We start from the raw sequence: 23,992 nt of genomic DNA on the forward strand, positions 1-23,992 counted from the left end.
TCCTTACAGCACCTTGGCTTCGGTCTTCAGCTTCTCGACCAGCGTCTTCACGTCCGGCACCTTCACGCCTGCGCTGCGCTTGGGCGGCTCGACAACCTTCAGCGTCTTCAGACGCGGCGTGACATCGACGCCCAGGTCTTCCGGCTTGAGCGTTTCGAGGGGCTTCTTCTTCGCCTTCATGATGTTCGGCAGCGTGACGTAGCGCGGCTCGTTCAGGCGCAGATCCGTCGTGACCACCGCGGGCAGCGTGAGCGAGAGCGTTTCCGCGCCGCCATCCACTTCGCGCGACACGGTAGCCTTGCCGTCGGCAACGACCACCTTCGATGCGAACGTCGCTTGCGGCAGGCTCGCCAGCGCGGCGAGCATCTGGCCGGTCTGGTTCGAATCGTCGTCGATGGCCTGCTTGCCGAGGATCACGAGCTGCGGCTGTTCCTTGTCGACCAGCGCCTTCAGGAGCTTGGCGACAGCCAGCGGCTGCAGGTCTTCGTTCGACTCGATGAGGATCGCGCGATCCGCGCCGATGGCCAGCGCCGTGCGCAGCGTTTCCTGCGCTTGCGTCACGCCCGCCGAAACGGCGATGACTTCCGTCGCCACGCCCGCTTCCTTCAGACGCACCGCTTCTTCCACGGCGATTTCGTCGAACGGGTTCATCGACATCTTCACGTTGGCGATGTCGACGCCCGTGCCATCCGACTTCACACGAACCTTCACGTTGTAATCGACTACGCGTTTGACTGGCACAAGGACTTTCATTCACATGCTCCGAAGTTACGAATACGTCAACCTGGCGGACATTATAGCGATAGCCCTGTCGGGCCGATCTGCCACCAGCAATTTTCACGAACCACCGCTGCTGCACCCCGGTCGTCAGTAGCGAACGATCGTGCGATTTTACGGTGGAAAAAACCCGGGCATCAAGCCCGGGCGCCGAAAAATATCTCTAATTTCACGGCCTGGAGGGGGCTTACCAGGCGGTGATGACCGCCCCGCCGAACTTCGTCTCAATGTACTGCTTCACTTCCGGCGAGTGGTACGCAGCGACCAGTTTGGCCACCCAGGGCTTGTTGCGATCGGCTTCGCGGATCGCGAGGATATTCACGTAGGGCCCCTTGGGGTCTTCGATCGCGATCGCGTCCTGTTTCGGCTTCAGGCCCGCTTCCATCGCGAAGTTCGTGTTGATCGCGGCGGCGTCCACGTCGTCGAGCGAACGCGGAATCTGCGCGGCGTCCAGTTCGACGATCTTCAGCTTCCTGGGGTTTTCCACGATGTCGAGCGGCGTCGCCTTCAAACCTGCGTCGGCGCGCAATTTGATGAGACCCTGACTTTGCAGCAGCAGCAATGCACGGCCGCCATTCGTCGGATCATTCGGCACAGCGATGCGAGCGCCCGGCTTCAGTTCCGAGAGCGATTTGATCTTCTTCGAGTAGATGCCCATCGGGAACGTGACCGTGTCTGCGATCTTGATGAGCTTGTAGCCGCGATCCTTCACCTGCGCGTCGAGATACGGCCCGTGCTGGTAGCTGTTGGCGTCGAGGTCGCCGCCCGCGAGCGCCGCATTCGGCTGCACGTAGTCGGAGAACTCGACGATCTTGATGTTCAGCCCGTTCTTCGCGGCCACGCTCTTCACGACTTCCATCACCTGCTCGTGCGGGCCGCCCGTTACGCCCACCTTGATAGTTTCGTCCGCGTGCGCAGCGAGCGGTGCGATCAGCGAAGCCGCGCCAAGCGCCGCCGCGAGCCGGATCATGAAACGACGTTGCATACCAAACCTTTGTCTTGTGTAGTTATGTTGATCGAAAAACGGCCTGTTTCAAGGCTTATTTGTGGCTCAAGCGTCGCACGAGCCAGTCGCCGAACGACTGCACGAGCTGCACGAACACGATCAGGATCACGACGACGATCAGCATGACTTCGGGCTCGAAGCGCTGATAGCCGTAGCGGATGCCGAGGTCGCCAAGACCGCCGCCGCCGATCGCGCCCGCCATTGCCGAATAGCCGACGAGCGAGATGAACGTGATGGTGAGCCCCGCCACCACGCCGGGCAGCGACTCGGGCAGCAGCACCTTGAAGACGATCTGGCTCGTGCTCGCACCCATGGCCTGGGCGGCTTCGATCAGGCCGCGATCGACTTCGCGCAGCGCCGTTTCCACGAGGCGCGCGATGAACGGCGCAGCCGCAATGGTGAGCGGCACGATGGCGGCCGCCGTGCCGATCGACGAGCCGACCACGAGACGCGTGAACGGAATCACGGCGACCAGCAAGATGATGAACGGCGTGGATCGCACAGCGTTGACGATCACGCCCATCACGCGATTCGCGGCGATGTTTTGCAGCACGCCGTTGCGGTCGGTGAGATAGAGCAGCACACCGAGCGGCAGGCCGAAGGCCGCGCCCACGAGTCCCGAGATGCCCACCATGATGAGCGTCTCCCAGAACGACTGGACGAACATGTCGAACATTTCACTCCACATGGGACAGCTCCTCCACCACGACACCTTGCTCGCGCAGCCACGCAATGGCCTGCGCCACCTTCACCGGATCGCCGCCCGCGAGCACCGCGAGCGAGCCGAACGCCTGGCCCTGGATCTCGTCGATCTGGCCATGAAGGATGTTGAAATCGAGTTCGAAGCGGCGAATCGTTTCCGACAACACCGGCTGGTCGACGCCCGTACCCTTGAACGCGAGTCGCAGCAAATGGCCGCTGCCCTTCGCGAGGTGCTCGGCCACGCGCGCCTTGAGCGCGGGCGGCAACTCCTGGGCAATCACGTCGCCGAGCAGCGCGCGCGTGACTTCGTGGCGCGGCTGCAGGAACACGTCGAGCACGGGACCGCTTTCCACCACGCGGCCCGCATCGAGCACGGCCACACGGTCGCAGACCTGTTTGATCACTTCCATCTGGTGCGTGATCATCACGATGGTCAGGTTCAGTTCGCGATTGATCTTGCGCAGCAGGTCGAGAATCGCGCGCGTGGTTTCGGGGTCGAGCGCGGAGGTCGCCTCATCCGAAAGCAGCACCTTCGGCTTGCTCGCGAGCGCGCGCGCAATGCCCACGCGCTGCTTCTGGCCGCCGCTGATCTGCGAGGGATAGCGATCCTTCTGCGCGGTGAGGCCGACGAGTTCGAGCAGCGGCAACACCGTCGCTTCGATCTCGGCGCGCTTTACGCCAGCAAGCTCCAGCGGCAGCGCAACGTTGTCGAACACGGTGCGCGACGACAGCAGGTTGAAGTGCTGAAAGATCATGCCGATCTCGCGGCGCGCATCGCGCAGGTCGGCCGACGACAGCGATGTGAGCGTGCGCCCGTTGACGACGATGTCGCCTTCGGTGGGCCGCGTGAGCAGGTTGATGGTGCGCACGAGCGTGCTCTTGCCTGCGCCGCTGCGCCCGATGATGCCGAACACTTCGCCCGGCGGAATCGTCAGATTGACGTTGTGCAGCGCCTCGATCCAGCCTTGCGGGCCGGCGAAGCGCTGGGACACGTTTCGAATTTCGATCATGGAAAAAACGAAACGGCGGGTGTGCCGCGCGCCGCTCGCATTGACCACCCTTTCGGATTATCGGAAAACGCGTCGCGCCGGCAGACAGCCGCCGTTTGATGGACTGGATTTAGTCCGCCATTTTACCCTGGCCCGCAAAATTCCTTTTAATAATCAATTTCGATAATTTCATAACTCGATTGCATTAGAGGGCGCTGGCAGCACGTCGCCGCTCGTGCGGCCGCTACACTGCTGCCGACAGACTGATACCGAAAACGAACCGCCCAACGAGGGAGCGAGATGGAGACCAGTCAGAAAATCGGCGCGGCCGAGGCCATGAAGCCCGCAGAGCGATTGACGCTGCGCACACGCGACGGCGTCGAATTGCCGCTCTACGTATGGCGCGCGAGCGCGCCGCCGCGGGCGGCCATCGCGCTGGTTCACGGCCTGGCGGAACATGCGGGCCGTTATGCGGCGCTTGCGGCGCGGCTGAACGCCGCGGGCATCGACGTCTACGCAGTCGATCTGCGCGGTCACGGGCATGCACCGGGGCGCCGCACCTGGGTCGCGCGCATCGACGAATATCTTGACGACGCCGAGGCGCTTCTCGCCCACACGAGCGCGCAATGCGCCACACGGGGCACGCCGCTCTTCCTGATGGGCCACAGCATGGGCGGCGCGATCGCCGCGCTCTATGCCGTCGAGCGCTTGCCGCAAGCGCGCGTGCCGCTCGCGGGCCTGCTGCTCTCGAGCGCGGCGCTAGCGCCAGGCCGCGACGTGCCTGCATGGATGATCGCCGCGAGCCGCGTGATCAGCGCGATCTGGCCGACCTTTCCGGCCATGAAGATCGACGCGGCCCTACTCGCGCGCGACTCCTCCGTGGTCGAAGCAAATCGCGCCGATCCGCTCGTGCATCACGGCGCGATTCCCGCGCGCACGGGCGCGCAATTGCTGGAAGCGATGAAGCGTATCGAGGCGGGCAGCGCGCAATTGCGGCTACCCGTGCTGATCTGGCATGGCACCGAGGACAAGCTCACCGAGCCCGAAGGCAGCCGCGCATTCGGTGCGAATGTGGGATCGCCCGATCGCACGCTCACGCTTTATGAAGGCAGCTACCACGAAACGCTCAACGACCTCGATCGCGAGCGCGTGATCGGGGCAATGATGGATTGGATCGACCGGCACTGCTGAGCGGCCACACGCGCTATTTCGCCCCGCGTTTGTCGATGAATGCCTGCACGCCGTCGAGCGCGGGGTCGGTCATCATGTTGCAGGCCATGGTCTGTCCGGCCAGTTGATACGCGGCTTCGATGCCCATTTCGATCTGTCGGTAGAAGAGCCCCTTGCCTGCCTCGACCGCCTCGCGAGGCTTCGCGCAGATGCTCGCGGCAAGCGCCGTCACGGCGGCGTCGAGCTCGTCGGCGGGGACGACGCGATTCACGAGGCCTTCGCGCAGCGCCTTTTGCGCGTCGATGAATTCGCCCGTCATCAGCATTTCGAAGGCCGCCTTGCGCGAGACGTTGCGCGAGAGCGGCACAGCGGGCGTCGAGCAGAAGAGCCCGAGATTGATGCCCGACACGGCAAAGCGCGCCGTATCCGCCGCCACCGCCAGATCGCACATCGCGACGAGCTGGCAGCCCGCTGCCGTCGCCACGCCCTGCACGCGCGCGATCACAGGCTGCGGCATCTTTTGGATGGCCAGCATCATCTTCGAGCAGCGTTCGAACAGTTTCGCGTAGTACTCGTGCGAGGGCGCCGCGCGCATTTCCCTGAGATCATGGCCCGCGCAAAACGCGCGGCCCGCTGCAGCGATCACGATCACGCGCGCATCGGATTTTGCCAGCGCGGCGAGTTCGGTCTGCACGGCATCGATGAGCAATTCGGAAAGCGCGTTGAACGCATCCGGGCGATTCAGCGTGAGGCGCACGACGCCTGGCACGCCGTACGCGTCGCGCGTCACTTCGACGAGCGATGGCGAAACGCAGGGAATGGCACTCACGATGTGTGTCTCCTTCGTTCGAATGGGTGCGAGAACGGTTGCCTAGATATCGGCCAGCACGCGCAAATGCGCCACCACGCTGCGGCCAAGCGCCGAGAGGTTATAGCCGCCTTCGAGGCTGCTCACGATGCGCCCCTTCGCATAGCGGCCCGCGATCTCGCGAATCTGTTCCGTGATCCACGCGAAGTCGTCCTCCACGAGCCCCATGTTGCCGAGATCGTCTTCGCGATGCGCGTCGAAGCCCGCCGAGACGAACACCATCTCCGGCTTGAATTCGTGCAGGCGAGGCAGCCACATGATGTCGATGGCCTCGCGCACTTCCATGCCCTTCGTGCGCGCCGCGATCGGCAGATTGACCATGTTCGGCGCCGGATTCTCGGTCCCCGTGTACGGATAGAACGGATGCTGGAAAAAGCTGCACATCAGCACGCGCGAATCGCCCGCGAACGCCGCTTCGGTGCCATTGCCGTGATGGACGTCGAAATCCACGATGGCCACGCGTTGGAGGCCATGGACTTCCAGTGCATGGCGCGCCGCGATCGCTATGTTATTGAAGAAGCAAAAGCCCATCGCGCGCGCGGGCTCCGCGTGATGGCCGGGCGGCCGCACGCTGCAGAATGCGTTCTCGTAGCGCCCTGCGAGCACCGCGTCGGTAGCCGCGATCGCCGCACCCGCAGCACGCAGCGCCGCCTGCCATGTGTGCGGATTCATCAGCGTGTCGGAGTCGATGCTCGCGTAGCCTTCCTTGGGCGCCGTGTTGCGGATGAAGTCGATGTGCGCCTGGGTATGCACGCGCAGGAGGTCCGCCTCGGTCGCGAGGGGCGCCGATTCGTCGCGCTCGATCAGCGCGTCGATGCGGCTTGCGATCAGCTGGTCTTCGATGGCCTGCAGGCGCGCCGGGCATTCAGGATGCCATTCGCCCATCTCGTGCAGCAGAAAATCGGGGTGAGAGAAGAAACCGGTCGTCATGAGTCGCACTGGCCGCGGGCTTCGCGCATGCGCGCGGCCGCGGGTCTCCTTCGATCTTTTGTCTGGCGGCGCGCCGGCCGGCGCGCGAACAGCCACCACGTTACCACAGCGACCTGGTGCTCACGCGCCACGCCGGCGCGCAACGGCCCAATTCCCATAAGGTGCTCGGTTATACTGCCCGGGATCTTCCTGGACCGCTCTCCCCCTCTCGCTCATGACGCTCAAGACCGCTCTGTTTGCCTCCAGCCGCCCACGTCGCACGACCCTCGCACTCGCGCTTTGCGTCGCGGCGTCGTTGTGCACCGGCGCGGCGCGCGCGCAAACTGCCGCGCCGAAATCGCGACAGGCGCCGCTCACGCTCGCGCAGGCACAGCCGCAAACGCCGACGCAGGGCCAGACGTTCGAAGAGGAAATCGTCCCGCAGCGCTACGCGAACAATCCGGACGTCGACGGCTTCATCAACGACATGGTGGCGCGCTACGACTTCGATCCCACCGCGCTGCACGCGCTCTTCGCGAGCGCGAATTATTCGGCGACGGCGGTGAAGCTCGTCACGCCCTCGCCGGTTCCGGGTGTGAAGAACTGGCGCGCGTATCAGGCGCGCTTTCTCGACCCAGTCCGCATCAATGCGGGCGTGCGCTTCTGGCGCGCGAACCAGGCCACGCTGCAGCGCGCGTCGGAAGAGTTTGGCGTGCCGCCTGAGGTGATCGTCGGCATCATCGGCGTGGAGACGATCTACGGCCGCTACATGGGCAATTTCCGCGTGCTTGACGCGCTCACCACGCTCGCCTTCGATTATCCGAACACGCCGAACCGCGCCGAGCGCATGGCAACGTTCCGCAAGAATCTCGAGGACTACCTCGTGTGGACGCGCGACGCGCAAATCGATCCGTCGTCGGTGCTCGGCTCGTACACGGGCGCGATCGGCATTCCGCAGTTCCTGCCGAGCAGCATCGTGCAATACGCGGTGGACTACGAGGGCAACAATCACATCGACCTGCGCGCGAGCACGGCCGACGCGATCGGCAGCGTGGCGAACTATTTGAGGCAGAACGGCTGGGAATCGGGCCGGCCCGTGGTGTGGAATATCGCCACCGATGCGGGCAGCCTCGGCATTGCGCAGGCCGCCGCGGACGGCAAGCCGGAACCGCGCTGGCCGCTCAGCCAGTTGCTGCGCTCGGGGCTCGTGCTCGACCAGCCGGACGTGGACGTCGCCGCCGAGGCGGGCACGCCCATCACGGTGATCGATCTGCCGACGCCTGGACGCGGCACCGAGTACAAGCTCGGGCTCAAGAACTTTTATGTGCTCACGCGCTATAACCGCAGCTTCTTCTATGCGCTTGCTGTGTATCAGCTGGGTATGCGCGTAAAGGCGCAGATGCTGGCGACGCAGCCGGGCGTGGGCGTGGGCCCGGCGAACGGCAATGGTGGGAATGGGGGCAACGGCGACAGCAACGGCGCCAACGGAAATGGCAACGGCATGAACAGCGCCCCGAATGGTACGGGCACGACAGCACCCGGACAGCAAGACTAATTTCAGCGGCGCAAAGCAAACGGCCTTCGGAAACACCGAAGGCCGTTTTGTTTTTGCACCTACGCTTGAATCACGCGGGAAACACACCCGTAGACAGATAGCGGTCGCCACGATCGCAGATGATGAACACGATCGTCGCGTTCTCGAGCTGGCGCGCAAGGCGCATCGCCACTTCGCATGCGCCGCCCGACGAGATACCCGCGAAAATGCCTTCGACCGAGGCGAGTCGGCGCGCCATGTTTTCGGCGGCGGCCTGGCTCACGTTCTCCACGCGATCCACGCGGCTGCGGTCGAAAATCTTCGGCATGTACGCTTCGGGCCACTTGCGGATGCCCGGAATGCGCGAGCCTTCTTCCGGCTGCGCGCCGACGATCTCGATAGCCTGATTCTTTTCCTTCAGGAACTGGGAGGTGCCCATGATCGTGCCGGTCGTGCCCATCGACGAAACGAAGTGCGTGATGCGCCCTTCGGTATCGCGCCAGATTTCCGGGCCAGTGGTCTCGTAATGCGCAAGCGGATTGTCGGGATTGGCGAACTGGTCGAGGATGATGCCCTTGCCGTCGCGTTGCATTTGCTCAGCGAGGTCGCGCGCATATTCCATGCCGCCCTTGACGGGCGTGAGCATGATTTCGGCGCCGTACGCGGCCATGCTCTGACGGCGCTCGACCGAGAGGTCCTCCGGCATGATGAGCACCATCCTGTAGCCGCGAATGGCCGCTGCCATGGCAAGCGCGATGCCCGTATTCCCGCTCGTCGCCTCGATGAGCGTATCGCCCGGCTTGATGCGGCCGCGCTCTTCGGCTTTGCGAATCATCGAAAGCGCCGGGCGGTCCTTCACCGACCCAGCCGGGTTGTTGCCTTCCAGCTTGGCGAGCACGACGTTATTGCGGGCGCGGATTTCGTCGTCCGGCAGGCGGACGAGCTGCACGAGCGGCGTATTGCCGATCGTGTCTTCAATGGTCTTGTAGGGCATGGGAATGGCGGTAAGGCGCAATGACGTGATCCATCGATTCTAAACCACGCGGCAAGCGACCGCTGGAGACCCATAACGCTCGTATGGACGCAGGCTGGCGAGCCAACGTTAATGCGCGGCAAAAAGCCCGCGGCCCGGGCCGCGGGTCAAAGTCGCGGGTCGACATCACCTGAGCGACACCTGAAGGAGACTGCACCCCGCGCTGCTTACGCACGACGCGCGGGTTAAAACACAAGCGAACGCCTACTTTTTGACGGCCACGGTCGCCGCCTGCGGCGCCCCCGCCTTCGCGGGCGTTGCCTGTGCAACCTTCGCCTGCCCCGCTTGAGCATTCGCGGGACCGACCGCCAATCCTTCGGCCTGCAAACGTTCGACGGTATGACCGCCCAAGCCCTTCACGCGCTTGCCGAGGTCAGCGGCATCCTTGTACGGGCCGTGCGCGCCGCGCTCGTCGAGAATGGCCTTGGCGCGCGCGGGTCCAATGCCCTTGATGCCGCGAAGCGCGTCTTCGTTGGCCGTGTTGACGTCCACGGCCGCGAAGGCGTGGCCGAATACGGCCAGAAGCGCGGCCGCCGCAAGGATTTTTCGGAACATGCTGGATCTCCCTGAAAACGCCGGCGACCATCGCCGGCGAGGAGAGTCCAGTTTATGAAGTCACGGCTTCGCGTTACACCTGGCCAGAAAGCCAACGTACGTAACGATCCACCCCTTCCTGCACCGTCAGGAACGGCGCGTCGTAGCCCGCTGCGCGCAGCTTCGACTGGTCTGCTTGCGTGAAGCATTGATACTTGCCACGCAGCGCATCGGGAAACGGGATGTACTCGATCAGCCCTTCCTTGACCTGCTCCGCGAGCGACAGCGCAGGCTTGCCTTCCATCGCACGCAGCGTGTTCACCACGGTCGTTGCGATGTCGTTGAACGGCTGTGCACGGCCGCTGCCCAGGTTGAAGATGCCCGTCTTTTCCGGATGATCGAAGAAGAACAGGTTGACCTTCACCACGTCCTCGACGGAGACGAAGTCGCGCGTCTGCTCGCCCGGCGCGTAGCCGTTGTATTCGCCGAACAGCTTTACACGCCCTTCGGCGCGGAACTGGTTGAAGTTGTGGAACGCCACCGAGGCCATGCGCGCCTTGTGCGTCTCGCGCGGACCATACACGTTGAAATAGCGAAAGCCGGCAATCTGGCTTTGCGCGGTGGGCAGCACGCGGCGGATCACCTGGTCGAACAGGAACTTCGAATAGCCGTACACGTTCAGCGGCGCTTCCACTTCGCGCTCTTCGACGAAGCGTGTCGAGCCGCCATAGATCGCCGCCGACGACGCATACAGAAACTGCACGCGCTGCGCGAGACACGTGTCGAGCACGGCGCGGCTATAGCGAAAGTTGTTGTCCATCATGTAGCGGCCGTCGGTTTCCATCGTGTCCGAACAGGCGCCTTCGTGGAACACCGCGCGCACGTCGCCGAAGTCGCCGCGCGCGAAGCGCTCGACGAACTCGGTCTTGTCGATGTAGTCGTCGATCTCGCAATCGACGAGATTCCTGAACTTGTCCGCGCGGGTGAGATTGTCGACGGCGATGATGCGGTCTTCGCCGCGTTCGTTCAGCGCCTTGACGATGTTGCTGCCGATGAAGCCGGCCGCGCCGGTGACGATGAGGGTCATGATAGGTCTGCGGTGACGAGGTTCACGCGAGGTTGATGCCCGCCGGGAAAACTCTCCGGAAATCCCGGCAGGGGTGCGAGCGCTACGCGCTCGCGTGCGGAACATTATTGAAAGAGTTCGTCGTAATCGACGGTGGCCGTACCGAGCTTGCCGACCACGATGCCGGCTGCGCGATTCGCGAGCGCAACGCCTTCGACGAGCGGCAAACCCGCGCCCAGCATGACCGCGACAGTCGCGATCACCGTGTCGCCGGCGCCCGAGACATCATACACTTCGCGCGCGTCAGCCGCCGCGTGCAGCACGCCGTCATCGGAAAAGAGCGTCATACCCTCTTCCGAGCGCGTGAGCAGCAGCGCATCGAACTGCAGTTCCCGGCGCAGCTTCGTCACGCGTGCGTGGAGGTCCTCCTCGGACTTCCAGGTGCCCACCACCTCGCGCAGCTCCGCGCGGTTCGGCGTGATGAGGCTCGCGCCGCGATAGCGCTCCCAGTCGTCCCCCTTGGGATCGACAAGGACCGCCTTGCCCGCAGCGCGAGCCTTCGCGATCATCTGCGTGACGTGCGTGAGGCCGCCCTTTGCGTAGTCGGAGAGCAGAATCACGTCGTGCGTGGGCAGCAGCGCGTCGAAACGTGCGAGGCTGGCGAGCAGGATCTCGTGCGCGGGCGTGTTCTCGAAATCCACACGCAAGAGCTGTTGCTGGCGCGAAAGCACGCGCAGCTTGATGGTGGTCGGCAACGCGGGATCGCGTTCGAGATACGCATTCACGTTGCTTTCGTCGAGCAACTCGACGATGCGCTCGCCGGGTTCGTCGTGGCCCACCACGCACAAGAGGCCCGCATGGGCGCCGAGCGCCGCCGCGTTGCGCGCGACGTTCGCGGCGCCGCCCAGTCGGTCTTCCTTGCGCTGCACATGCACGACCGGCACCGGCGCTTCCGGCGAGATGCGGTTGACATCGCCGAACCAGTAGCGGTCGAGCATGACGTCGCCCACCACCAGAACGCGCGAGGTGGCGAGCTTCTCGCGCGGCACGACGCGCACTTCCGGCGCGATAGCCGTTGCAAGTGCGGCGACAGGCGTCGCTTCAGGCTGCGGAGTTTGCGAGATTGACATGGGGCCGCCCAATCGAGTGATAGTCAATGCCGAGCTCCGCCATGGCGTCGGGCTCGTAGAGATTGCGTCCGTCGAAGATACGCGGTGCCTTGAGCACCTTCTTCAAATGCACGAAATCAGGCGCCTTGAACGCGGTCCATTCGGTGACGATCACGAGCGCGTCCGCGTCCGTGAGGGCGTCGTCCTGGCTCGACGCGAACGTAAGGCGCGCATGCTGCTCTGGCGCGTGCGCGAGATCGAGCGCGAATACGCGCTGCGCTTCCTCGGCCGCAACCGGATCCCACGCGGCCACCGTCGCGCCACGTGCAAGCAGGTCGGCGATCAGACGGCGGCTCGGCGCTTCGCGCATGTCGTCGGTATTCGGCTTGAATGCGAGACCCCACACGGCGAAGTGCTTGCCAGTGAGGTCTTCGCCGCACACCCTGGCGATCTTCTTGACGAGCACTTCCTTCTGGCCGTGATTGACCTCCTCGACCGCTTCGAGCACGCGCAGGTTCTGGCCCGACTCCGCGGCCGTGCGGATCAGCGCCTGCACGTCCTTCGGGAAGCACGAGCCGCCATAGCCGCAGCCCGCATAAAGGAAGTGATAGCCGATGCGCGGATCGGAACCGATGCCGCGGCGCACCGACTCGATGTCGGCGCCCACGCGGTCGGCGAGATTCGCCATCTCGTTCATGAACGAGATGCGCGTGGCGAGCATGGCATTCGCCGCGTACTTCGTGAATTCGGCGGAGCGCACATCCATGTAGATCGTGCGCTCGTGATTGCGGTTGAACGGCGCGTAGAGGCGCTTCATCTTCTCGCGCGCGGCGTCGCCGTTCTCGTCCTCGTCGAGCCCGATGATGATGCGGTCCGGGCGCATGAAGTCGTCCACGGCCGCGCCTTCTTTCAGGAACTCGGGGTTCGAGACGACCGAGTAGCGATGGTCCACGCTATGCATGAGGCCGCGCTTCGCAAGTTCTTCGGCCAACACGCCGTGCACGCGCTGCGCCGTGCCGACGGGGACCGTCGACTTGTCGACGACCACCTTGAAGCCGTTCATGTGGCGGCCAATGCTGCGCGCCGCCTCGAGCACGTACTGGAGATCGGCCGAACCGTCTTCGTCAGGCGGCGTGCCCACGGCGATGAACTGCACCTCGCCGTGCTCGACGCTCGCCGCCACGTCGGTGGAAAAAGTGATGCGCCCGGCCGCGCGGTTGCGCGCGATGAGTTCGAGCAGGCCCGGCTCGTGAATCGGCACGCCGCCGCCATTCAGGATATCGATCTTGCGCGGATCGACATCGAGGCAAAACACGTCGTGGCCGATTTCGGCAAGGCACGCACCGGTGACGAGGCCGACGTAGCCGGTACCGACAATGGTGATCTTCATAGGCGCTCCGGTGACAGATGCTGATAATGGAATGACTGGGTGTGCGGCCGGCTAGGTGCGGCCGGCCAGGTGCGGCCGGCGAGGCGCCCTGATCGCGCGGGCCCTTAGGCTCAACTCGATGCGGGAACCGGCTCGACGCGGCGCGGCGCATAGGTTTCCCAACCACTGCAGCCCGGACACTGCCAGTAGAAGAGGCGCGCCCGGAAGCCGCAGTTCTGGCAGGTGTAGCGAGGCAGGTTCTTGGTGCGCTGCTGGAGCAGCTTGCGCATCAGTTCGAGTTCACTGCGGCGCGGTTCTTCGGCCGTCGCCTGCTGCGCTTCAAGCAGGCGCGCCATGCCAGCGAGGTTCGGCGACTTCTGCATCTGCGTGCGGGCGAGCGCGTGCGCCGCGTCGGCGCCGCGCAGCGCGGCGACATACTTGTAAGCGACGTCGAGCAGATCGTTGGACGGATACGCGTCAACCCATGTCGTGAGCAACTGCGCGCCCTCTTCGGCGCGGCCGAGCGTCTCGTAGGCCTTCATGACCTTCTCGGCGACGAGCGGCAGATACGAGGAGTTTTGCGCCTCGACTTCGCGCCAGTGGCCAAGCGCCGTCCCGCAATCTCCGCTTGCCGCATCGACGTCGCCCGCGAGTATCGTCGCGCGCACGTTCTGCGAATTGGCCTTGAGCGCCAGCGCTAGCTGACGGCGTGCTTCGTCGGGCTTTTTCTGCTGGAGCGCTTCCTGCGCGAGTTCGCAATGGAACTGCGCGATCTCGAGATCGAGCGACGCCGCGCCCATCGTCTCGAGATGACGTGCGGTGTCGATGCAGCGGTTCCAGTCCTTCTCGATCTCGTAGATCGCGAGCAGCGCGCGCTGTGCGCCAAGCGCGAAGTCTCCCGACTTGAGCTTGCCGAAGGTTTCCTCGGCGCGATCGAGCATGCCGGCCTTCAGGAAGTCCTGGCCGAGTTCATAGAGCGCGTGGTCGCGCTCGTTCACGGGCAGGTCGGAGCGCGAGAGCAGATTCTGGTGCACGCGGATCGCACGATCGGTCTCGCCGCGGCGGCGAAACAGATTGCCGAGCGCGAAGTGCAGTTCGACGGTTTCAGGGTCGAGCTTGGCGACCTCGATGAACGCGTCGATGGCCTTGTCCGGCTGCTCGTTGAGCAGAAAATTCAGCCCGCGAAAATACGAGCGCGGCAGGTTGGCGCTTTCGGAGAGGAGTGCCTTCAGGTCGTAGCGCGACGCCATCCATCCGAGCGCGAATGCCACGGGAATGACGAGGAGCCACCAAAAATCGAGATCCATGCGAGCGATGGTATGAGCGAAAAATCAGCCGCACGCGTTCAGGCGCGCGGCACGGCAATGCAAATCAGATGAGCGGCGGCAGCGGCGGCTCGACGCTCGGCGCAGGCGTTTCACGTGCCACGCGCAGGTCGCGTTTGAGGCGGCCGTTTTCCATGCGCAGCCGGAACACGCCGGGCAGCGCGGAAAGGAGCCCCGCCAGCAGCCCCACCACAAAAAACGCGAGGCCGATCAGGATCAGCGGAGCCTGCCATGAATATCCGGCCAGAAAGTTCAGCGTCGCGGTTTGCGTGTTGGCGAGCGCGAGTACGAGCAGCAGTACGAACACCAGCACACGGATCACCCAGGCGATCAATCTCATTGAAGGATTCTCTTGGCAGTTGAGAAAGGCGCCGGCGTGGCGGACATGCTGCGCCGCAGCACAAGCCGCGCCGAAGTGTCCCGTATTGTAATTGAACGGCTCGCGCGCCGACACGTGTGAGCGAGCGCAGCGCCAGATCAAACCGGGGCGCCAGCGCAAACAGCGTCGAAAAGGCGCAGACGAAAAAAAAGCGCCGGGGTTATTCACCCCAGCGCTTTTTACCGGTCCATGCATTCTGGCCATCTGGCATTGACCGCCGACGACCGCAATCGCCCGATCGAAAAACGATCCAACGCTTACAGGTCGTCGTCCGGCTCGTCTGCCTTCAGCGGCTCGCCCGAATTACGGTCCACGCGCTCGCGCAACTCCTTGCCCGGCTTGAAGTGCGGCACGAACTTCTCAGGCACCAGCACCTTTTCACCCGACTTGGGATTGCGCCCAACGCGCGACGGCCGACGATTCAGGCCGAAGCTGCCAAAGCCACGAATTTCGATGCGATGGCCCTTGGCAAGTGCCTCGGACATCGCATCGAGCATCGTCTTGACCGCGAAATCCGCATCCTTGAGAACAAGTTGCGGAAATCGCGTAGCCAGCTGCGCGACCAATTCAGATTTGGTCATACTTCAGCTTGCCCCCGTTTGAGGCTTACTGGTTCTGGCCGTCGAGCTTGGCCTTGAGCAGCGCGCCGAGGTTGGTCGTGCCGGTAGCAGCCGAACCCGTATCCGACGACATGCTGCGCAGTGCTTCTTGCGTCTCAGCCGAGTCCTTCGCCTTGATCGACAGGTTGATGCCACGCGACTTGCGATCGATGTTGATGATCATCGCGTTGACCTTGTCGCCTTCCTTCAGCACGTTGCGAGCATCTTCCACGCGGTCTTGCGCGATTTCCGAAGCACGCAGGTAGCCTTCGACATCGGCGTTCAGGGTAATCACAGCGCCCTTGGCGTCGACCGACTTGACCACGCCGTCGACCGTCGAACCCTTGTCGTTGACAGCAACGAAGTTGCTGAACGGGTCGCCTTCGAGCTGCTTGATACCCAGCGAGATGCGTTCCTTCTCGACGTCGATGCCCAGAACCACGGCTTCGACTTCGTCGCCCTTCTTGTACTTGCGAACGGCTTCTTCGCCCGTTTCCGACCACGACAGGTCCGAAAGGTGAACCAGACCGTCGATGCCGCCAGGCAGACCGATGAAGACGCCGAAGTCGGTGATCGACTTGATTGCGCCTTGCAGCTTGTCGCCCTTCTTGAAGTTGCGGCTGAAGTCATCCCACGGGTTCGGCTTGCACTGCTTCATGCCGAGCGAGATGCGGCGGCGGTCTTCGTCGATCTCGAGGACCATGACTTCGACTTCGTCGCCCAGCTGGACAACCTTCGACGGAGCAACGTTCTTGTTGGTCCAGTCCATTTCCGACACGTGAACCAGGCCTTCGATGCCCGATTCGACTTCGACGAACGCGCCGTAGTCGGTGATGTTGGTGACCTTGCCGAACAGGCGCGTGCCCGACGGGTAACGGCGCGAGATGCCTTCCCACGGATCGTCGCCCAGTTGCTTGATACCGAGCGAAACGCGGTTCTTTTCCTGGTCGAACTTGAGGATCTTGGCAGTGACTTCCTGGCCAACCGACAGCACTTCCGACGGGTGACGCACGCGACGCCATGCGATGTCGGTGATGTGCAGCAGGCCGTCAATACCGCCGAGGTCCACGAACGCGCCGTAGTCGGTGATGTTCTTGACCACGCCGTTGACGATCGCGCCTTCCTTCAGCGTTTCGAGCAGCTTTGCGCGCTCTTCGCCTTGCGTGGCTTCGATCACAGCGCGGCGCGACAGCACGACGTTGTTACGCTTGCGGTCGAGCTTGATGACGCGGAATTCGAGCGTCTTGCCTTCGTACGGCGTCGTGTCCTTGACCGGACGCGTGTCGACGAGCGAACCCGGCAGGAACGCGCGGATGCCGTTGACCATGACGGTCATGCCGCCCTTGACCTTGCCCGTGATCGTGCCGGTCACGAGTTCGTTGTTGTCGAGGGCCTTTTCCAGCGACAGCCACGAAGCGAGACGCTTCGCCTTGTCGCGCGACAGGATCGTGTCGCCGTAGCCGTTTTCCAGCGCGTCGATCGCGACGGAAACGAAATCGCCCGCCTGCACTTCCACTTCACCCGCGTCGTTCAGGAACTCTTCGAGCGGAATATAGGCTTCGGACTTGAGACCAGCGTTCACGACCACGAAGTTGTGGTCAACACGCACGACTTCGGCGGAGATCACTTCGCCGGCGCGCATGTCTTGACGGGTCAGCGACTCTTCGAACAGAGCCGCAAAAGATTCGGTATTCGGGGTGGAGGTTTGCAGGTCGGACATAAAAATCTGGATTTGCATGGTTTTCGCTGCTCCGACAGCCAGTTTTGACCGGTCGGGCGTTGAGGCCGGAGCGCTTACGTTCGCGGCACAGATGCAAAAGCCACACGGGGTTAAAGGGTTTAAGACACGCCCTGTTTCTTTCCAGGGCACCAACTCGTACTGCTACTGCTTTCTTGCTGCTGCGTTTTGCCGCGAGCGTGAATTACCGCACGGGCCGCAGTTGGCTCGACTCCTCATACCACTGCACCACCTGTTCGACCGCCTGGTCGACGGAAAGCGCCGAGGTATCGAGAAGCTGCGCATCCGCTGCGGGCTTGAGCGGCGCGGCCGCGCGGTTACTGTCGCGCGCGTCGCGTTCACGCAAATCCCGAAGCAAGTCTTCCATATTAGCAGAAAAACCTTTTTGGATCAATTGCTTATGCCGGCGGGCCGCACGGGCCTCCACGCTGGCCGTCAAAAACACCTTCAGAACGGCGTCCGGGAAAATCACGGTGCCCATGTCGCGGCCGTCCGCCACGAGTCCGGGAAGCTTGCGAAACGCCCGCTGGCGCGCCACGAGCGCCGTGCGCACGGCCGGATGCGCGGCGATCATCGAGGCGCGGTTGCCCACTTCCTCGGCGCGAATTTCGTTCGAAACGTCAACGCCGTCGAGTTGCGCAAGCCCCTCGCGGAACGTGATATGGAGATCGTCGATCAGCTTCGCAAGGCTATCGGCGTCGTCGGCCGCAATCGCGTAGCGCACGCTCGCGAGCGCAGCCAGCCGGTACAGCGCGCCGCTGTCGAGCAGGTGAAAGCCGAGTTGCGCGGCGACCAGCGCGGCCACCGTGCCCTTGCCGGAAGCGGTCGGGCCGTCGATCGTGATGACGGGCGTCGGATAAAAGGGACGGGTCGATTTCATGCGGCAAAGGTACTCGGCTTCATTTGAATCAAGGTTGCGCGAGCGCCAGGAAGCGCTCGAAATAATCGGGGAACGTCTTGCCGACGCACTTCGGGTCGTTGATGCGCACCGGCACGCCGCCGAGGCTCACGAGCGAGAAGCACATCGCCATGCGGTGATCGTCGTAGGTGTCGATCGCGGCGTTCGGCGTGAGTTTCTCGGGCGGACGCACGATCAGGTAGTCCGGGCCCTCTTCCACGTTCGCGCCCACCTTGCGCAGTTCCGTGGCCATCGCTGCGATGCGGTCGGTTTCCTTCACGCGCCAGCTCGCGATGTTGCGCAGCGTAGTGGCGCCGTCGGCGAACAGCGCCGCCACGGCGATCGTCATGGCCGCGTCCGGAATCAGGTTGAAGTCCATGTCGATCGGGTCGAGCTTGCCGTGATCGTTGCCGATTCCGCGCACTTCGATCCAGTCGTCCGCGACCGTGACGTTCGCGCCCATGCGCATGAGCGCCGCCGCGAACTCGACATCGCCCTGGATGCTCGAGCGCCCCACGCCCTCCACGCGCAGCGGGCCGCCGCCGATCGCGCCCGCGGCGAGGAAGTACGACGCCGAAGACGCATCGCCTTCCACCATGATCTTGCCAGGCGACTGATAGCGCACGCCCGCCGGGATCTCGAAGCGATGCCAGCCGTGACGCTCGACCTTCACGCCGAAGCGCTCCATCAGCTTGATCGTGATCTCGATGTAGGGCTTGGAGATCAGTTCGCCGTCCACCTCGACGATCGTCACGCCATCCTTGGCGCGCACGAGCGGCAGCGTCATGAGAAGCGCGGTGAGGAACTGGCTCGACACGTCGCCGCGCACGCGGATGGGCGCCTCGACCGAAATCGGCGCCGGACGGATACGCAGCGGCGGAAAGCCTTCGTTCTCTTCGTAATCGATCTTCGCGCCGATCTGGCGCAAGCCGTCCACGAGGTCGCCGATGGGCCGCTCGTGCATGCGCGGCACACCGTGAATGCGGTAGTCGCCGCCGTTCACCGCGAGCGCGGCCGTGAGCGGACGCACCGCCGTGCCCGCATTGCCGAGAAAGAGATCCGCGCGAACCGCCTGGAACGCGCCGCGCGTGCCCTGCACGACGCAGGTGTCGCCCTCGCGCTTCAATTTCACGCCGAGCTTTTCCAGTGCGTCGAGCATGACGCGCGTGTCGTCGGAGTCGAGCAGGTTCGTGATGGTCGTTTCGCCCTCGGCCAGCGCCGCGAGCAGCAGCACGCGGTTCGAGATGCTCTTCGAGCCGGGCAGACGGATCGTGCCGGACGCACGGGTGAACGGTCCGAGATCGAGGTGTTCCATGAACGTGTCCTGAGAATGCCTTGGGTTGCGGCGCTCGCGCCGTCGGGCTGAGTCCTGTTTGCTTATTTGTCTGGTGCTGCTTCCATGGCCGCCGCCGCGCCCTTGCCGCCGCGCTCCTGCCACGCCTCGCGCGCCGCGCGCGAACGCGCGAACACCGTTTCGAGCGCTGCGCCGTCGCCGGCGTCGATAGCCGCGCGCAGCCTCGTCAGCACTTCAGTGTAGCCGTCGAGTTCGGCGAGCAGCGCAGTACGGTTCGCGAGGCACACGTCGCGCCACATTTCGGGGCTCGACGCGGCAATGCGCGTGAAGTCGCGAAAGCCGCCAGCCGCGAACGAGAACTTCAGCTGAGCATCGGGCGAAGCGAGAATCTGGTCGACGAGCGCAAACGACAACACGTGCGGCAGATGGCTCACCGAGGCGAATACGCGGTCGTGCTGCGCGGCCGGCATCTCGCCGATCACCGCGCCCGTGGCGCGCCACATCGCAGCAATGCGTTCGACCGATGCCGGCGCGTTTTCCTCGAGCGGACACAGCACGACGTTGCGGCCTACGTAGAGATCGGGCAACGCGGCGTCAACGCCGCTCGACTCGCGCCCGGCGATCGGGTGCCCCGGCACGAACTGCGCAACGCGCGCGCCGAGCGCCGCACGGGCCGCCGCGATCACATCGCTCTTGGTGCTGCCGGCGTCGGTGACGATGGTCTCGCTGCCGAGGTGCGGCGCGATACGCTCGAGCAACGCCTGGGTTTGCGCAACGGGTGCGGCGATCAATACGATATCGGCGCCATCGAGCGCGGCGGCGAGCGCCGCTTCGTCGTCGAGCGTCGCGGCGGCGTCGATCACGCCAAGTTCGAGCGCGCGCGACACCGAGTGCGCGCTGCGGCCCACGCCGATCACCTGCGCGCCTTCTCGCCCAGACGAACCGCGCTCGCGCAACGCACGCGCGAGCGACCCGCCGATCAGGCCCACACCGAAAATCACCAGTTTGTTAAACGAAAACGCACTCACGACGCCACCGAAAAAAGTAAAGGTCGCGCGCTCAAGGCGCGCCAAGCGCTCGCTCGAGGGCCGCGACGAATGCCGCGTTCTCCTCGGGCAAGCCGATCGTCACACGCAGCCACTGCGGCAAACCATAGTTGCTCACCGGCCGCACGATCACGGCTTGCTTGAGCAGCGCGAGGTTCACGCGCTCGCCGGCGTCATCGTCCGCTGCGTCCTTCGTCACACGCACCATCACGAAATTGCCATCCGAGGGCACATATTCGAGGCCGAGACGCTCGAACGCCGCGGTGAGCGTGCGATAGCCTTCGGCGTTGAGCGCCGCGCTGCGCTCGAGGAACGGCGTGTCGCCGAGCGCGGCGATAGCGGCCGCCTGCGCGAGCGTGTTGACGTTGAACGGCTGGCGCAGACGGTTCAGCAGATCGGTCAGCTCCGGCTGCGCAATCGCAAAACCGATGCGCAGGCCGGCGAGTCCGTAGGCCTTCGAGAACGTGCGCGAAACGAGCAGGTTCGGGTAGCGGCGCACCCACGCGATCGAGTCATAGCGCTTCTCAGCCGCGAGGTATTCCGTATAGGCCTCGTCGAGCACGACCGCGACGTGCGCGGGCACCTTTGCGATGAACGTCTCGAGCTTCGCACCTTCGATGAACGTGCCAGTCGGGTTGTTCGGGTTCGCCACGAACACGAGACGCGTGTCTTCATCGATAGCCGCCAGCATCGCGTCGAGATCGTGCCCGTAACGCACGGCCGGCGTCACGATATGGCGCGCGCCGAGGCCCTGCGTCGCGAGTGCGTACACCGCGAACGAGTACTGCGAATAAACGATCGACTGAGCGCGCTCGACGAACGCATGCGCGGCCATTTCGAGAATGTCGTTGCTGCCGTTGCCGAGCGTGATCCATTCGGGCGGCACGTCGTAGCGCGCAGCCAGCGCGGCCTTCAACTCGAAAGCGTTCGAATCGGGATAGCGGCCCAGGTCGCTCGCCGCCTGCGCGATCGCGCGCTGCGCCGACTCGGGCACGCCGAGCGGATTCTCGTTCGACGCGAGCTTCACGATGCGCGCTTCGTCGAGCCCGAACTCGCGGGCGACTTCGGAAATCGGTTTGCCGGCGATGTAAGGCGCGATTGCGCGCACATACGAGGGGCCGAATTGCGTGGTCATGCGTCTCTCCAAGGCTCAAGGCGCCGGGCGTACAACGGTCTTCCGGACGGCCGGTAGCGGACGGATCGGGAAAGGCGCGCCGCCCGACATCCTCACGCGGCGCACGGCGGTCGGCGGCAGGCCGCCCGCACCTTCCCCGCTTTAGCGCGCGCGCGGATACGAGCCGAGGATCTTCAGATACGCGGCCTTCTTGCTGAGTTCGTCGAGCGCCGCGGCCACGGCCGGCTCGTCGCGATGACCTTCGAAGTCGATGTAGAAGTAGTACTCCCACGTGCTGCCAAGGCGCGCCGGCCGCGACTCGAAACGCGTCATCGACACGCTGTGGCGCGCGAGCGGTTCGAGCAGCTTGTACACCGCGCCCGGCTCGTTCTTCACCGAAACGATCATCGAGGTCTGGTCGCGGCCCGTCGCGCCCGCCGGCTGTTTGCCGATCATCACGAAGCGCGTGCGGTTGTGCGGGTCGTCCTGGATCAGCGCGTTTGCGATCAGGAGACCGTAGTGCGTGGCGGCGCGATCGCCCGCAATCGCCGCAACCGTCGGGTCGGCGGCGGCGAGGCGCGCGGCCTCCGCATTGCTCGACACGCTCTGACGCTCGAGTTGCGGCGCGTTCGCGGTCAGCCAGTGCTGGCACTGTGCGAGCGCCTGCGGGTGCGCGCACACGCGCTTCACGCCGTTCAGGTTGCCGCTCAGCGTCATCAGATTGTGCTGGATCGGCAACGCGATTTCGCCGCCGATGACGAGCTGCGTTTCGAGGAACAGGTCGAGCGTGCGCGAAACGGCGCCCTCGGTCGAGTTCTCGACCGGCACGACGCCGAACTCGGCGGCGCCCGCCTCGACCGAGCGGAACACCTCGTCGATCGACGGGCACGGCAGGCCTTCGATCGACTGACCGAAGTACTGGTACATCGCCTGTTCGCTATAGGTGCCGACCGGGCCGAGGAACGCGGCCGAAATCGTCTTTTCGAGCGAACGGCTCGCGGCCATGATCTCGCGCCAGATCGCGCTGATGTGATCGTTGCCGAGCGGGCCGTCGCTCATGGTCTGCAGGCGCTCGATCACCTGAAGCTCGCGCTCCGGGCGAAACACCGGCGCGTTGAAATGCTTCTTGACTTCGCCCACTTCGAGCGCGACTGAGGCGCGCTGGTTCAGGAGCGCAATGAGTTGTGCGTCGATCGCATCGATGCGTTCGCGCAGCGGCTTGAGTTGGGAGTTGAGTTCGTCGTCCATGCGTGAAACCGGCAATCTGAATGGATGCGCGCGGCACCGCTTCGCTCGATGAGCGAGGGGCGCTTACGCGTGCTTCGCCTCGAATTCCTTCATGTACTCGACCAGCGCGTTCACTGCCTCGAGCGGCACCGCGTTGTAAATCGATGCCCGCATGCCGCCGACGGACTTGTGGCCCTTCAGCTGCAACAGCCCGCGCTCTTTGGCGCCGGCGAGGAAATCTGCGTTACGTGTTTCGTCGGCGAGGAAGAACGGCACGTTCATCCGCGAGCGCGCGCGGCGCTCCACCTTGTTGCTGTAGAAGCTGCTTGCGTCGATCGTGTCGTAGAGCAGCTTCGCTTTTTCCACATTGCGCGCCTCGATGACTTCGAGACCGCCCTGGCGCTTGAGCCACTTGAACACGAGCCCCGCGATATAGATCGCGTAAGTCGGCGGCGTGTTGAACATCGAGTTGTTCGCGGCCACGGTTTTCCATTCGAACGCCGACGGGCAAATCGGCATCGAGCGATCGAGCAGGTCCTCGCGCACGATCACGACCGTCACGCCCGCCATGCCGATGTTCTTCTGCGCGCCGCCGTAGAGCACACCGTACTTGGCGATGTCCATCGGGCGCGACAGGATGTGCGACGAGGCGTCGGCCACGAGCGGAATGTCGCCGAGGTCGGGAATCTCGAAGGTTTCGACGCCGTCGATCGTCTCGTTCGTGCACAGGTGCACGTAGGCGGGATCGTCGGAGAGCTTCCACTCGCTTTTCGGCGGCGAATGCGTGAAGCCGGCGTCGGTGCGGCCCGTCGCGGCGATATGCGCCTCGCCATACTTGAGCGCTTCTTTCTGCGACTTCTGCGACCACGAGCCGGTAACGACAAAGTCCGCGCGCGGCTTCGAGCCGAACAGGTTGAGCGGCACGATCGCGTTCTCGCCGATGCCGCCGCCCTGCAGAAACAGAATCTGGTGACTTGCGGGCACCCGCATCAGCTCGCGCAGATCGAGCAGCGCCTCGGCGTGAATCTGCATGAATTCCGGGCCGCGATGGCTCATTTCCATCACGCCCATGCCGCTGCCGTGCCAGTCGAGCATTTCGTCGGCGGCCTGACGCAGGACCTCTTCTGGCAACGCTGCCGGTCCGGCTGAGAAGTTGTAGACGCGCATCGTAAAAAGGATCCCCGAGGCAGGCGTTGTGGCAAAAAGCGCTGGAAAGCGCGCCAAAAAAGAAAATGGCCGCTTGCGCTTATCGCGCAAACGACCATTATCGCATTGTCGCCGGGAACCCGCCACGCGTGGCGCGGCG

General features: G+C 64.3%; 24 protein-coding genes. 3 read left to right on the top strand and 21 right to left on the bottom strand.

Going from position 1 to position 23,992, the window contains the following annotated elements; translation table 11 throughout:
* Positions 1–3: 3 nt before the first annotated feature.
* The 4 genes from L0U83_RS09995 to L0U83_RS10010 form a co-directional block, all read right to left on the bottom strand.
* Complete coding sequence (locus L0U83_RS09995; RefSeq protein WP_233882365.1) at positions 4–753, bottom strand: electron transfer flavoprotein subunit beta/FixA family protein; 750 nt, start codon at positions 751–753, stop codon at positions 4–6.
* A gap of 211 nt (positions 754–964) precedes the next feature.
* A complete protein-coding gene (locus L0U83_RS10000) occupies positions 965–1,762 on the bottom strand; it encodes a MetQ/NlpA family ABC transporter substrate-binding protein (RefSeq protein ID WP_233882366.1) in 798 nt (265 codons plus the stop codon).
* 55 nt (positions 1,763–1,817) lie between these two features.
* On the bottom strand, positions 1,818–2,471 hold the full coding sequence (locus L0U83_RS10005; protein WP_201695564.1) for a methionine ABC transporter permease: 654 nt from the start codon (positions 2,469–2,471) through the stop codon (positions 1,818–1,820).
* On the bottom strand, positions 2,461–3,495 hold the full coding sequence (locus tag L0U83_RS10010; RefSeq protein WP_233882367.1) for a methionine ABC transporter ATP-binding protein: 1,035 nt from the start codon (positions 3,493–3,495) through the stop codon (positions 2,461–2,463). The genes L0U83_RS10005 and L0U83_RS10010 overlap by 11 nt, the downstream gene beginning before the upstream one ends.
* Here L0U83_RS10010 and L0U83_RS10015 point away from each other — a divergent pair.
* Together L0U83_RS10015 and L0U83_RS10020 are read left to right on the top strand one after the other, a co-directional pair.
* A complete protein-coding gene (locus L0U83_RS10015; RefSeq protein ID WP_233882368.1) occupies positions 3,494–3,661 on the top strand; it encodes a hypothetical protein in 168 nt (55 codons plus the stop codon). The two genes, L0U83_RS10010 and L0U83_RS10015, sit on opposite strands and share 2 nt — an antisense overlap.
* Positions 3,662–3,774: 113 nt before the next feature.
* Positions 3,775–4,665 (top strand): alpha/beta hydrolase, encoded by an 891-nt coding sequence (locus L0U83_RS10020; RefSeq protein ID WP_233882369.1) that lies wholly within the window; start codon positions 3,775–3,777, stop codon positions 4,663–4,665.
* A gap of 13 nt (positions 4,666–4,678) precedes the next feature.
* On the opposite strand, the gene L0U83_RS10025 is transcribed toward L0U83_RS10020, so the two are convergent.
* Positions 4,679–5,464, bottom strand: coding sequence for an enoyl-CoA hydratase (locus L0U83_RS10025; protein ID WP_233883858.1), 786 nt, complete (start codon positions 5,462–5,464; stop codon positions 4,679–4,681).
* 51 nt (positions 5,465–5,515) lie between these two features.
* A complete protein-coding gene (locus L0U83_RS10030) occupies positions 5,516–6,442 on the bottom strand; it encodes a histone deacetylase family protein (protein WP_233882370.1) in 927 nt (308 codons plus the stop codon).
* A gap of 214 nt (positions 6,443–6,656) precedes the next feature.
* Here L0U83_RS10030 and mltB point away from each other — a divergent pair, with 214 nt between their 5' ends.
* Positions 6,657–7,976, top strand: a complete 1,320-nt coding sequence (mltB, locus tag L0U83_RS10035; protein ID WP_233882371.1) for a lytic murein transglycosylase B — start codon at positions 6,657–6,659, stop codon at positions 7,974–7,976.
* Positions 7,977–8,046: 70 nt separating this feature from the next.
* Here mltB and cysM read toward each other — a convergent pair whose 3' ends face one another.
* The 15 genes from cysM to serC all read right to left on the bottom strand — a co-directional run bounded on the left by cysM (position 8,047) and on the right by serC (position 23,853).
* A complete protein-coding gene (gene cysM, locus L0U83_RS10040; protein WP_233882372.1) occupies positions 8,047–8,949 on the bottom strand; it encodes a cysteine synthase CysM in 903 nt (300 codons plus the stop codon).
* Positions 8,950–9,192: 243 nt separating this feature from the next.
* Positions 9,193–9,543, bottom strand: coding sequence for a ComEA family DNA-binding protein (locus L0U83_RS10045; RefSeq protein WP_233882373.1), 351 nt, complete (start codon positions 9,541–9,543; stop codon positions 9,193–9,195).
* Positions 9,544–9,616: 73 nt separating this feature from the next.
* Entirely contained in the window at positions 9,617–10,609 is a 993-nt protein-coding gene (gene rfaD / locus L0U83_RS10050; RefSeq protein ID WP_233882374.1) for an ADP-glyceromanno-heptose 6-epimerase, read from the bottom strand.
* 104 nt (positions 10,610–10,713) lie between these two features.
* Positions 10,714–11,718, bottom strand: a complete 1,005-nt coding sequence (gene rfaE1 / locus L0U83_RS10055) for a D-glycero-beta-D-manno-heptose-7-phosphate kinase (RefSeq protein WP_233882375.1) — start codon at positions 11,716–11,718, stop codon at positions 10,714–10,716.
* The gene (locus L0U83_RS10060; RefSeq protein ID WP_233882376.1) at positions 11,690–13,087 is read right to left on the bottom strand and encodes a UDP-glucose dehydrogenase family protein; all 1,398 of its coding nucleotides are present in this window, start codon (positions 13,085–13,087) and stop codon (positions 11,690–11,692) included. Before L0U83_RS10060 ends, rfaE1 begins: the two co-directional genes overlap by 29 nt.
* Before the next feature lie 110 nt (positions 13,088–13,197).
* Positions 13,198–14,373: a lipopolysaccharide assembly protein LapB gene (gene lapB, locus L0U83_RS10065; RefSeq protein WP_233882377.1), complete on the bottom strand. Its 1,176-nt coding sequence runs from the start codon at positions 14,371–14,373 to the stop codon at positions 13,198–13,200.
* Positions 14,374–14,437: 64 nt separating this feature from the next.
* On the bottom strand, positions 14,438–14,731 hold the full coding sequence (locus L0U83_RS10070; protein WP_233882378.1) for a lipopolysaccharide assembly protein LapA domain-containing protein: 294 nt from the start codon (positions 14,729–14,731) through the stop codon (positions 14,438–14,440).
* A 296-nt stretch (positions 14,732–15,027) separates the two neighbouring features.
* Positions 15,028–15,351: an integration host factor subunit beta gene (locus L0U83_RS10075; protein WP_027817382.1), complete on the bottom strand. Its 324-nt coding sequence runs from the start codon at positions 15,349–15,351 to the stop codon at positions 15,028–15,030.
* 25 nt (positions 15,352–15,376) lie between these two features.
* The gene (rpsA, locus tag L0U83_RS10080; RefSeq protein WP_201695551.1) at positions 15,377–17,107 is read right to left on the bottom strand and encodes a 30S ribosomal protein S1; all 1,731 of its coding nucleotides are present in this window, start codon (positions 17,105–17,107) and stop codon (positions 15,377–15,379) included.
* Between the two features lie 184 nt (positions 17,108–17,291).
* On the bottom strand, positions 17,292–17,987 hold the full coding sequence (cmk, locus tag L0U83_RS10085; RefSeq protein WP_233882379.1) for a (d)CMP kinase: 696 nt from the start codon (positions 17,985–17,987) through the stop codon (positions 17,292–17,294).
* Positions 17,988–18,015: 28 nt separating this feature from the next.
* Positions 18,016–19,320, bottom strand: a complete 1,305-nt coding sequence (gene aroA / locus L0U83_RS10090) for a 3-phosphoshikimate 1-carboxyvinyltransferase (RefSeq protein ID WP_233882380.1) — start codon at positions 19,318–19,320, stop codon at positions 18,016–18,018.
* 62 nt (positions 19,321–19,382) lie between these two features.
* Positions 19,383–20,327: a prephenate dehydrogenase gene (locus tag L0U83_RS10095; protein WP_233882381.1), complete on the bottom strand. Its 945-nt coding sequence runs from the start codon at positions 20,325–20,327 to the stop codon at positions 19,383–19,385.
* Between the two features lie 31 nt (positions 20,328–20,358).
* Positions 20,359–21,480, bottom strand: coding sequence for a histidinol-phosphate transaminase (gene hisC, locus L0U83_RS10100; RefSeq protein WP_233882382.1), 1,122 nt, complete (start codon positions 21,478–21,480; stop codon positions 20,359–20,361).
* A 141-nt stretch (positions 21,481–21,621) separates the two neighbouring features.
* Positions 21,622–22,707 carry a prephenate dehydratase gene (gene pheA, locus L0U83_RS10105; protein ID WP_233882383.1) on the bottom strand — a complete coding sequence of 362 codons (1,086 nt, stop codon included), beginning with the start codon at positions 22,705–22,707 and terminating at the stop codon, positions 21,622–21,624.
* Positions 22,708–22,770: 63 nt separating this feature from the next.
* Complete coding sequence (gene serC, locus L0U83_RS10110) at positions 22,771–23,853, bottom strand: 3-phosphoserine/phosphohydroxythreonine transaminase (protein ID WP_233882384.1); 1,083 nt, start codon at positions 23,851–23,853, stop codon at positions 22,771–22,773.
* Positions 23,854–23,992: the final 139 nt, after the last annotated feature.

The sequence above is a fragment of the Paraburkholderia flagellata genome (assembly GCF_021390645.1).
In the GTDB taxonomy this organism is placed as follows: Bacteria; Pseudomonadota; Gammaproteobacteria; order Burkholderiales; family Burkholderiaceae; genus Paraburkholderia; species Paraburkholderia flagellata.

What these genes read in the sequence shown, in the direction of transcription:
- L0U83_RS09995 (WP_233882365.1), bottom strand. Translation starts at nt 753, where the DNA reads ATGAAAGTCCTTGTGCCAGTCAAACGCGTAGTCGATTACAACGTGAAG.
- L0U83_RS10000 (WP_233882366.1), bottom strand. Translation starts at nt 1,762, where the DNA reads ATGCAACGTCGTTTCATGATCCGGCTCGCGGCGGCGCTTGGCGCGGCT.
- L0U83_RS10005 (WP_201695564.1), bottom strand. Translation starts at nt 2,471, where the DNA reads ATGTGGAGTGAAATGTTCGACATGTTCGTCCAGTCGTTCTGGGAGACG.
- L0U83_RS10015 (WP_233882368.1), top strand. Translation starts at nt 3,494, where the DNA reads ATGGAAAAAACGAAACGGCGGGTGTGCCGCGCGCCGCTCGCATTGACC.
- L0U83_RS10010 (WP_233882367.1), bottom strand. Translation starts at nt 3,495, where the DNA reads ATGATCGAAATTCGAAACGTGTCCCAGCGCTTCGCCGGCCCGCAAGGC.
- L0U83_RS10020 (WP_233882369.1), top strand. Translation starts at nt 3,775, where the DNA reads ATGGAGACCAGTCAGAAAATCGGCGCGGCCGAGGCCATGAAGCCCGCA.
- L0U83_RS10030 (WP_233882370.1), bottom strand. Translation starts at nt 6,442, where the DNA reads ATGACGACCGGTTTCTTCTCTCACCCCGATTTTCTGCTGCACGAGATG.
- mltB (WP_233882371.1), top strand. Translation starts at nt 6,657, where the DNA reads ATGACGCTCAAGACCGCTCTGTTTGCCTCCAGCCGCCCACGTCGCACG.
- cysM (WP_233882372.1), bottom strand. Translation starts at nt 8,949, where the DNA reads ATGCCCTACAAGACCATTGAAGACACGATCGGCAATACGCCGCTCGTG.
- L0U83_RS10045 (WP_233882373.1), bottom strand. Translation starts at nt 9,543, where the DNA reads ATGTTCCGAAAAATCCTTGCGGCGGCCGCGCTTCTGGCCGTATTCGGC.
- rfaD (WP_233882374.1), bottom strand. Translation starts at nt 10,609, where the DNA reads ATGACCCTCATCGTCACCGGCGCGGCCGGCTTCATCGGCAGCAACATC.
- rfaE1 (WP_233882375.1), bottom strand. Translation starts at nt 11,718, where the DNA reads ATGTCAATCTCGCAAACTCCGCAGCCTGAAGCGACGCCTGTCGCCGCA.
- L0U83_RS10060 (WP_233882376.1), bottom strand. Translation starts at nt 13,087, where the DNA reads ATGAAGATCACCATTGTCGGTACCGGCTACGTCGGCCTCGTCACCGGT.
- lapB (WP_233882377.1), bottom strand. Translation starts at nt 14,373, where the DNA reads ATGGATCTCGATTTTTGGTGGCTCCTCGTCATTCCCGTGGCATTCGCG.
- L0U83_RS10070 (WP_233882378.1), bottom strand. Translation starts at nt 14,731, where the DNA reads ATGAGATTGATCGCCTGGGTGATCCGTGTGCTGGTGTTCGTACTGCTG.
- L0U83_RS10075 (WP_027817382.1), bottom strand. Translation starts at nt 15,351, where the DNA reads ATGACCAAATCTGAATTGGTCGCGCAGCTGGCTACGCGATTTCCGCAA.
- rpsA (WP_201695551.1), bottom strand. Translation starts at nt 17,107, where the DNA reads ATGCAAATCCAGATTTTTATGTCCGACCTGCAAACCTCCACCCCGAAT.
- cmk (WP_233882379.1), bottom strand. Translation starts at nt 17,987, where the DNA reads ATGAAATCGACCCGTCCCTTTTATCCGACGCCCGTCATCACGATCGAC.
- aroA (WP_233882380.1), bottom strand. Translation starts at nt 19,320, where the DNA reads ATGGAACACCTCGATCTCGGACCGTTCACCCGTGCGTCCGGCACGATC.
- hisC (WP_233882382.1), bottom strand. Translation starts at nt 21,480, where the DNA reads ATGACCACGCAATTCGGCCCCTCGTATGTGCGCGCAATCGCGCCTTAC.
- pheA (WP_233882383.1), bottom strand. Translation starts at nt 22,707, where the DNA reads ATGGACGACGAACTCAACTCCCAACTCAAGCCGCTGCGCGAACGCATC.
- serC (WP_233882384.1), bottom strand. Translation starts at nt 23,853, where the DNA reads ATGCGCGTCTACAACTTCTCAGCCGGACCGGCAGCGTTGCCAGAAGAG.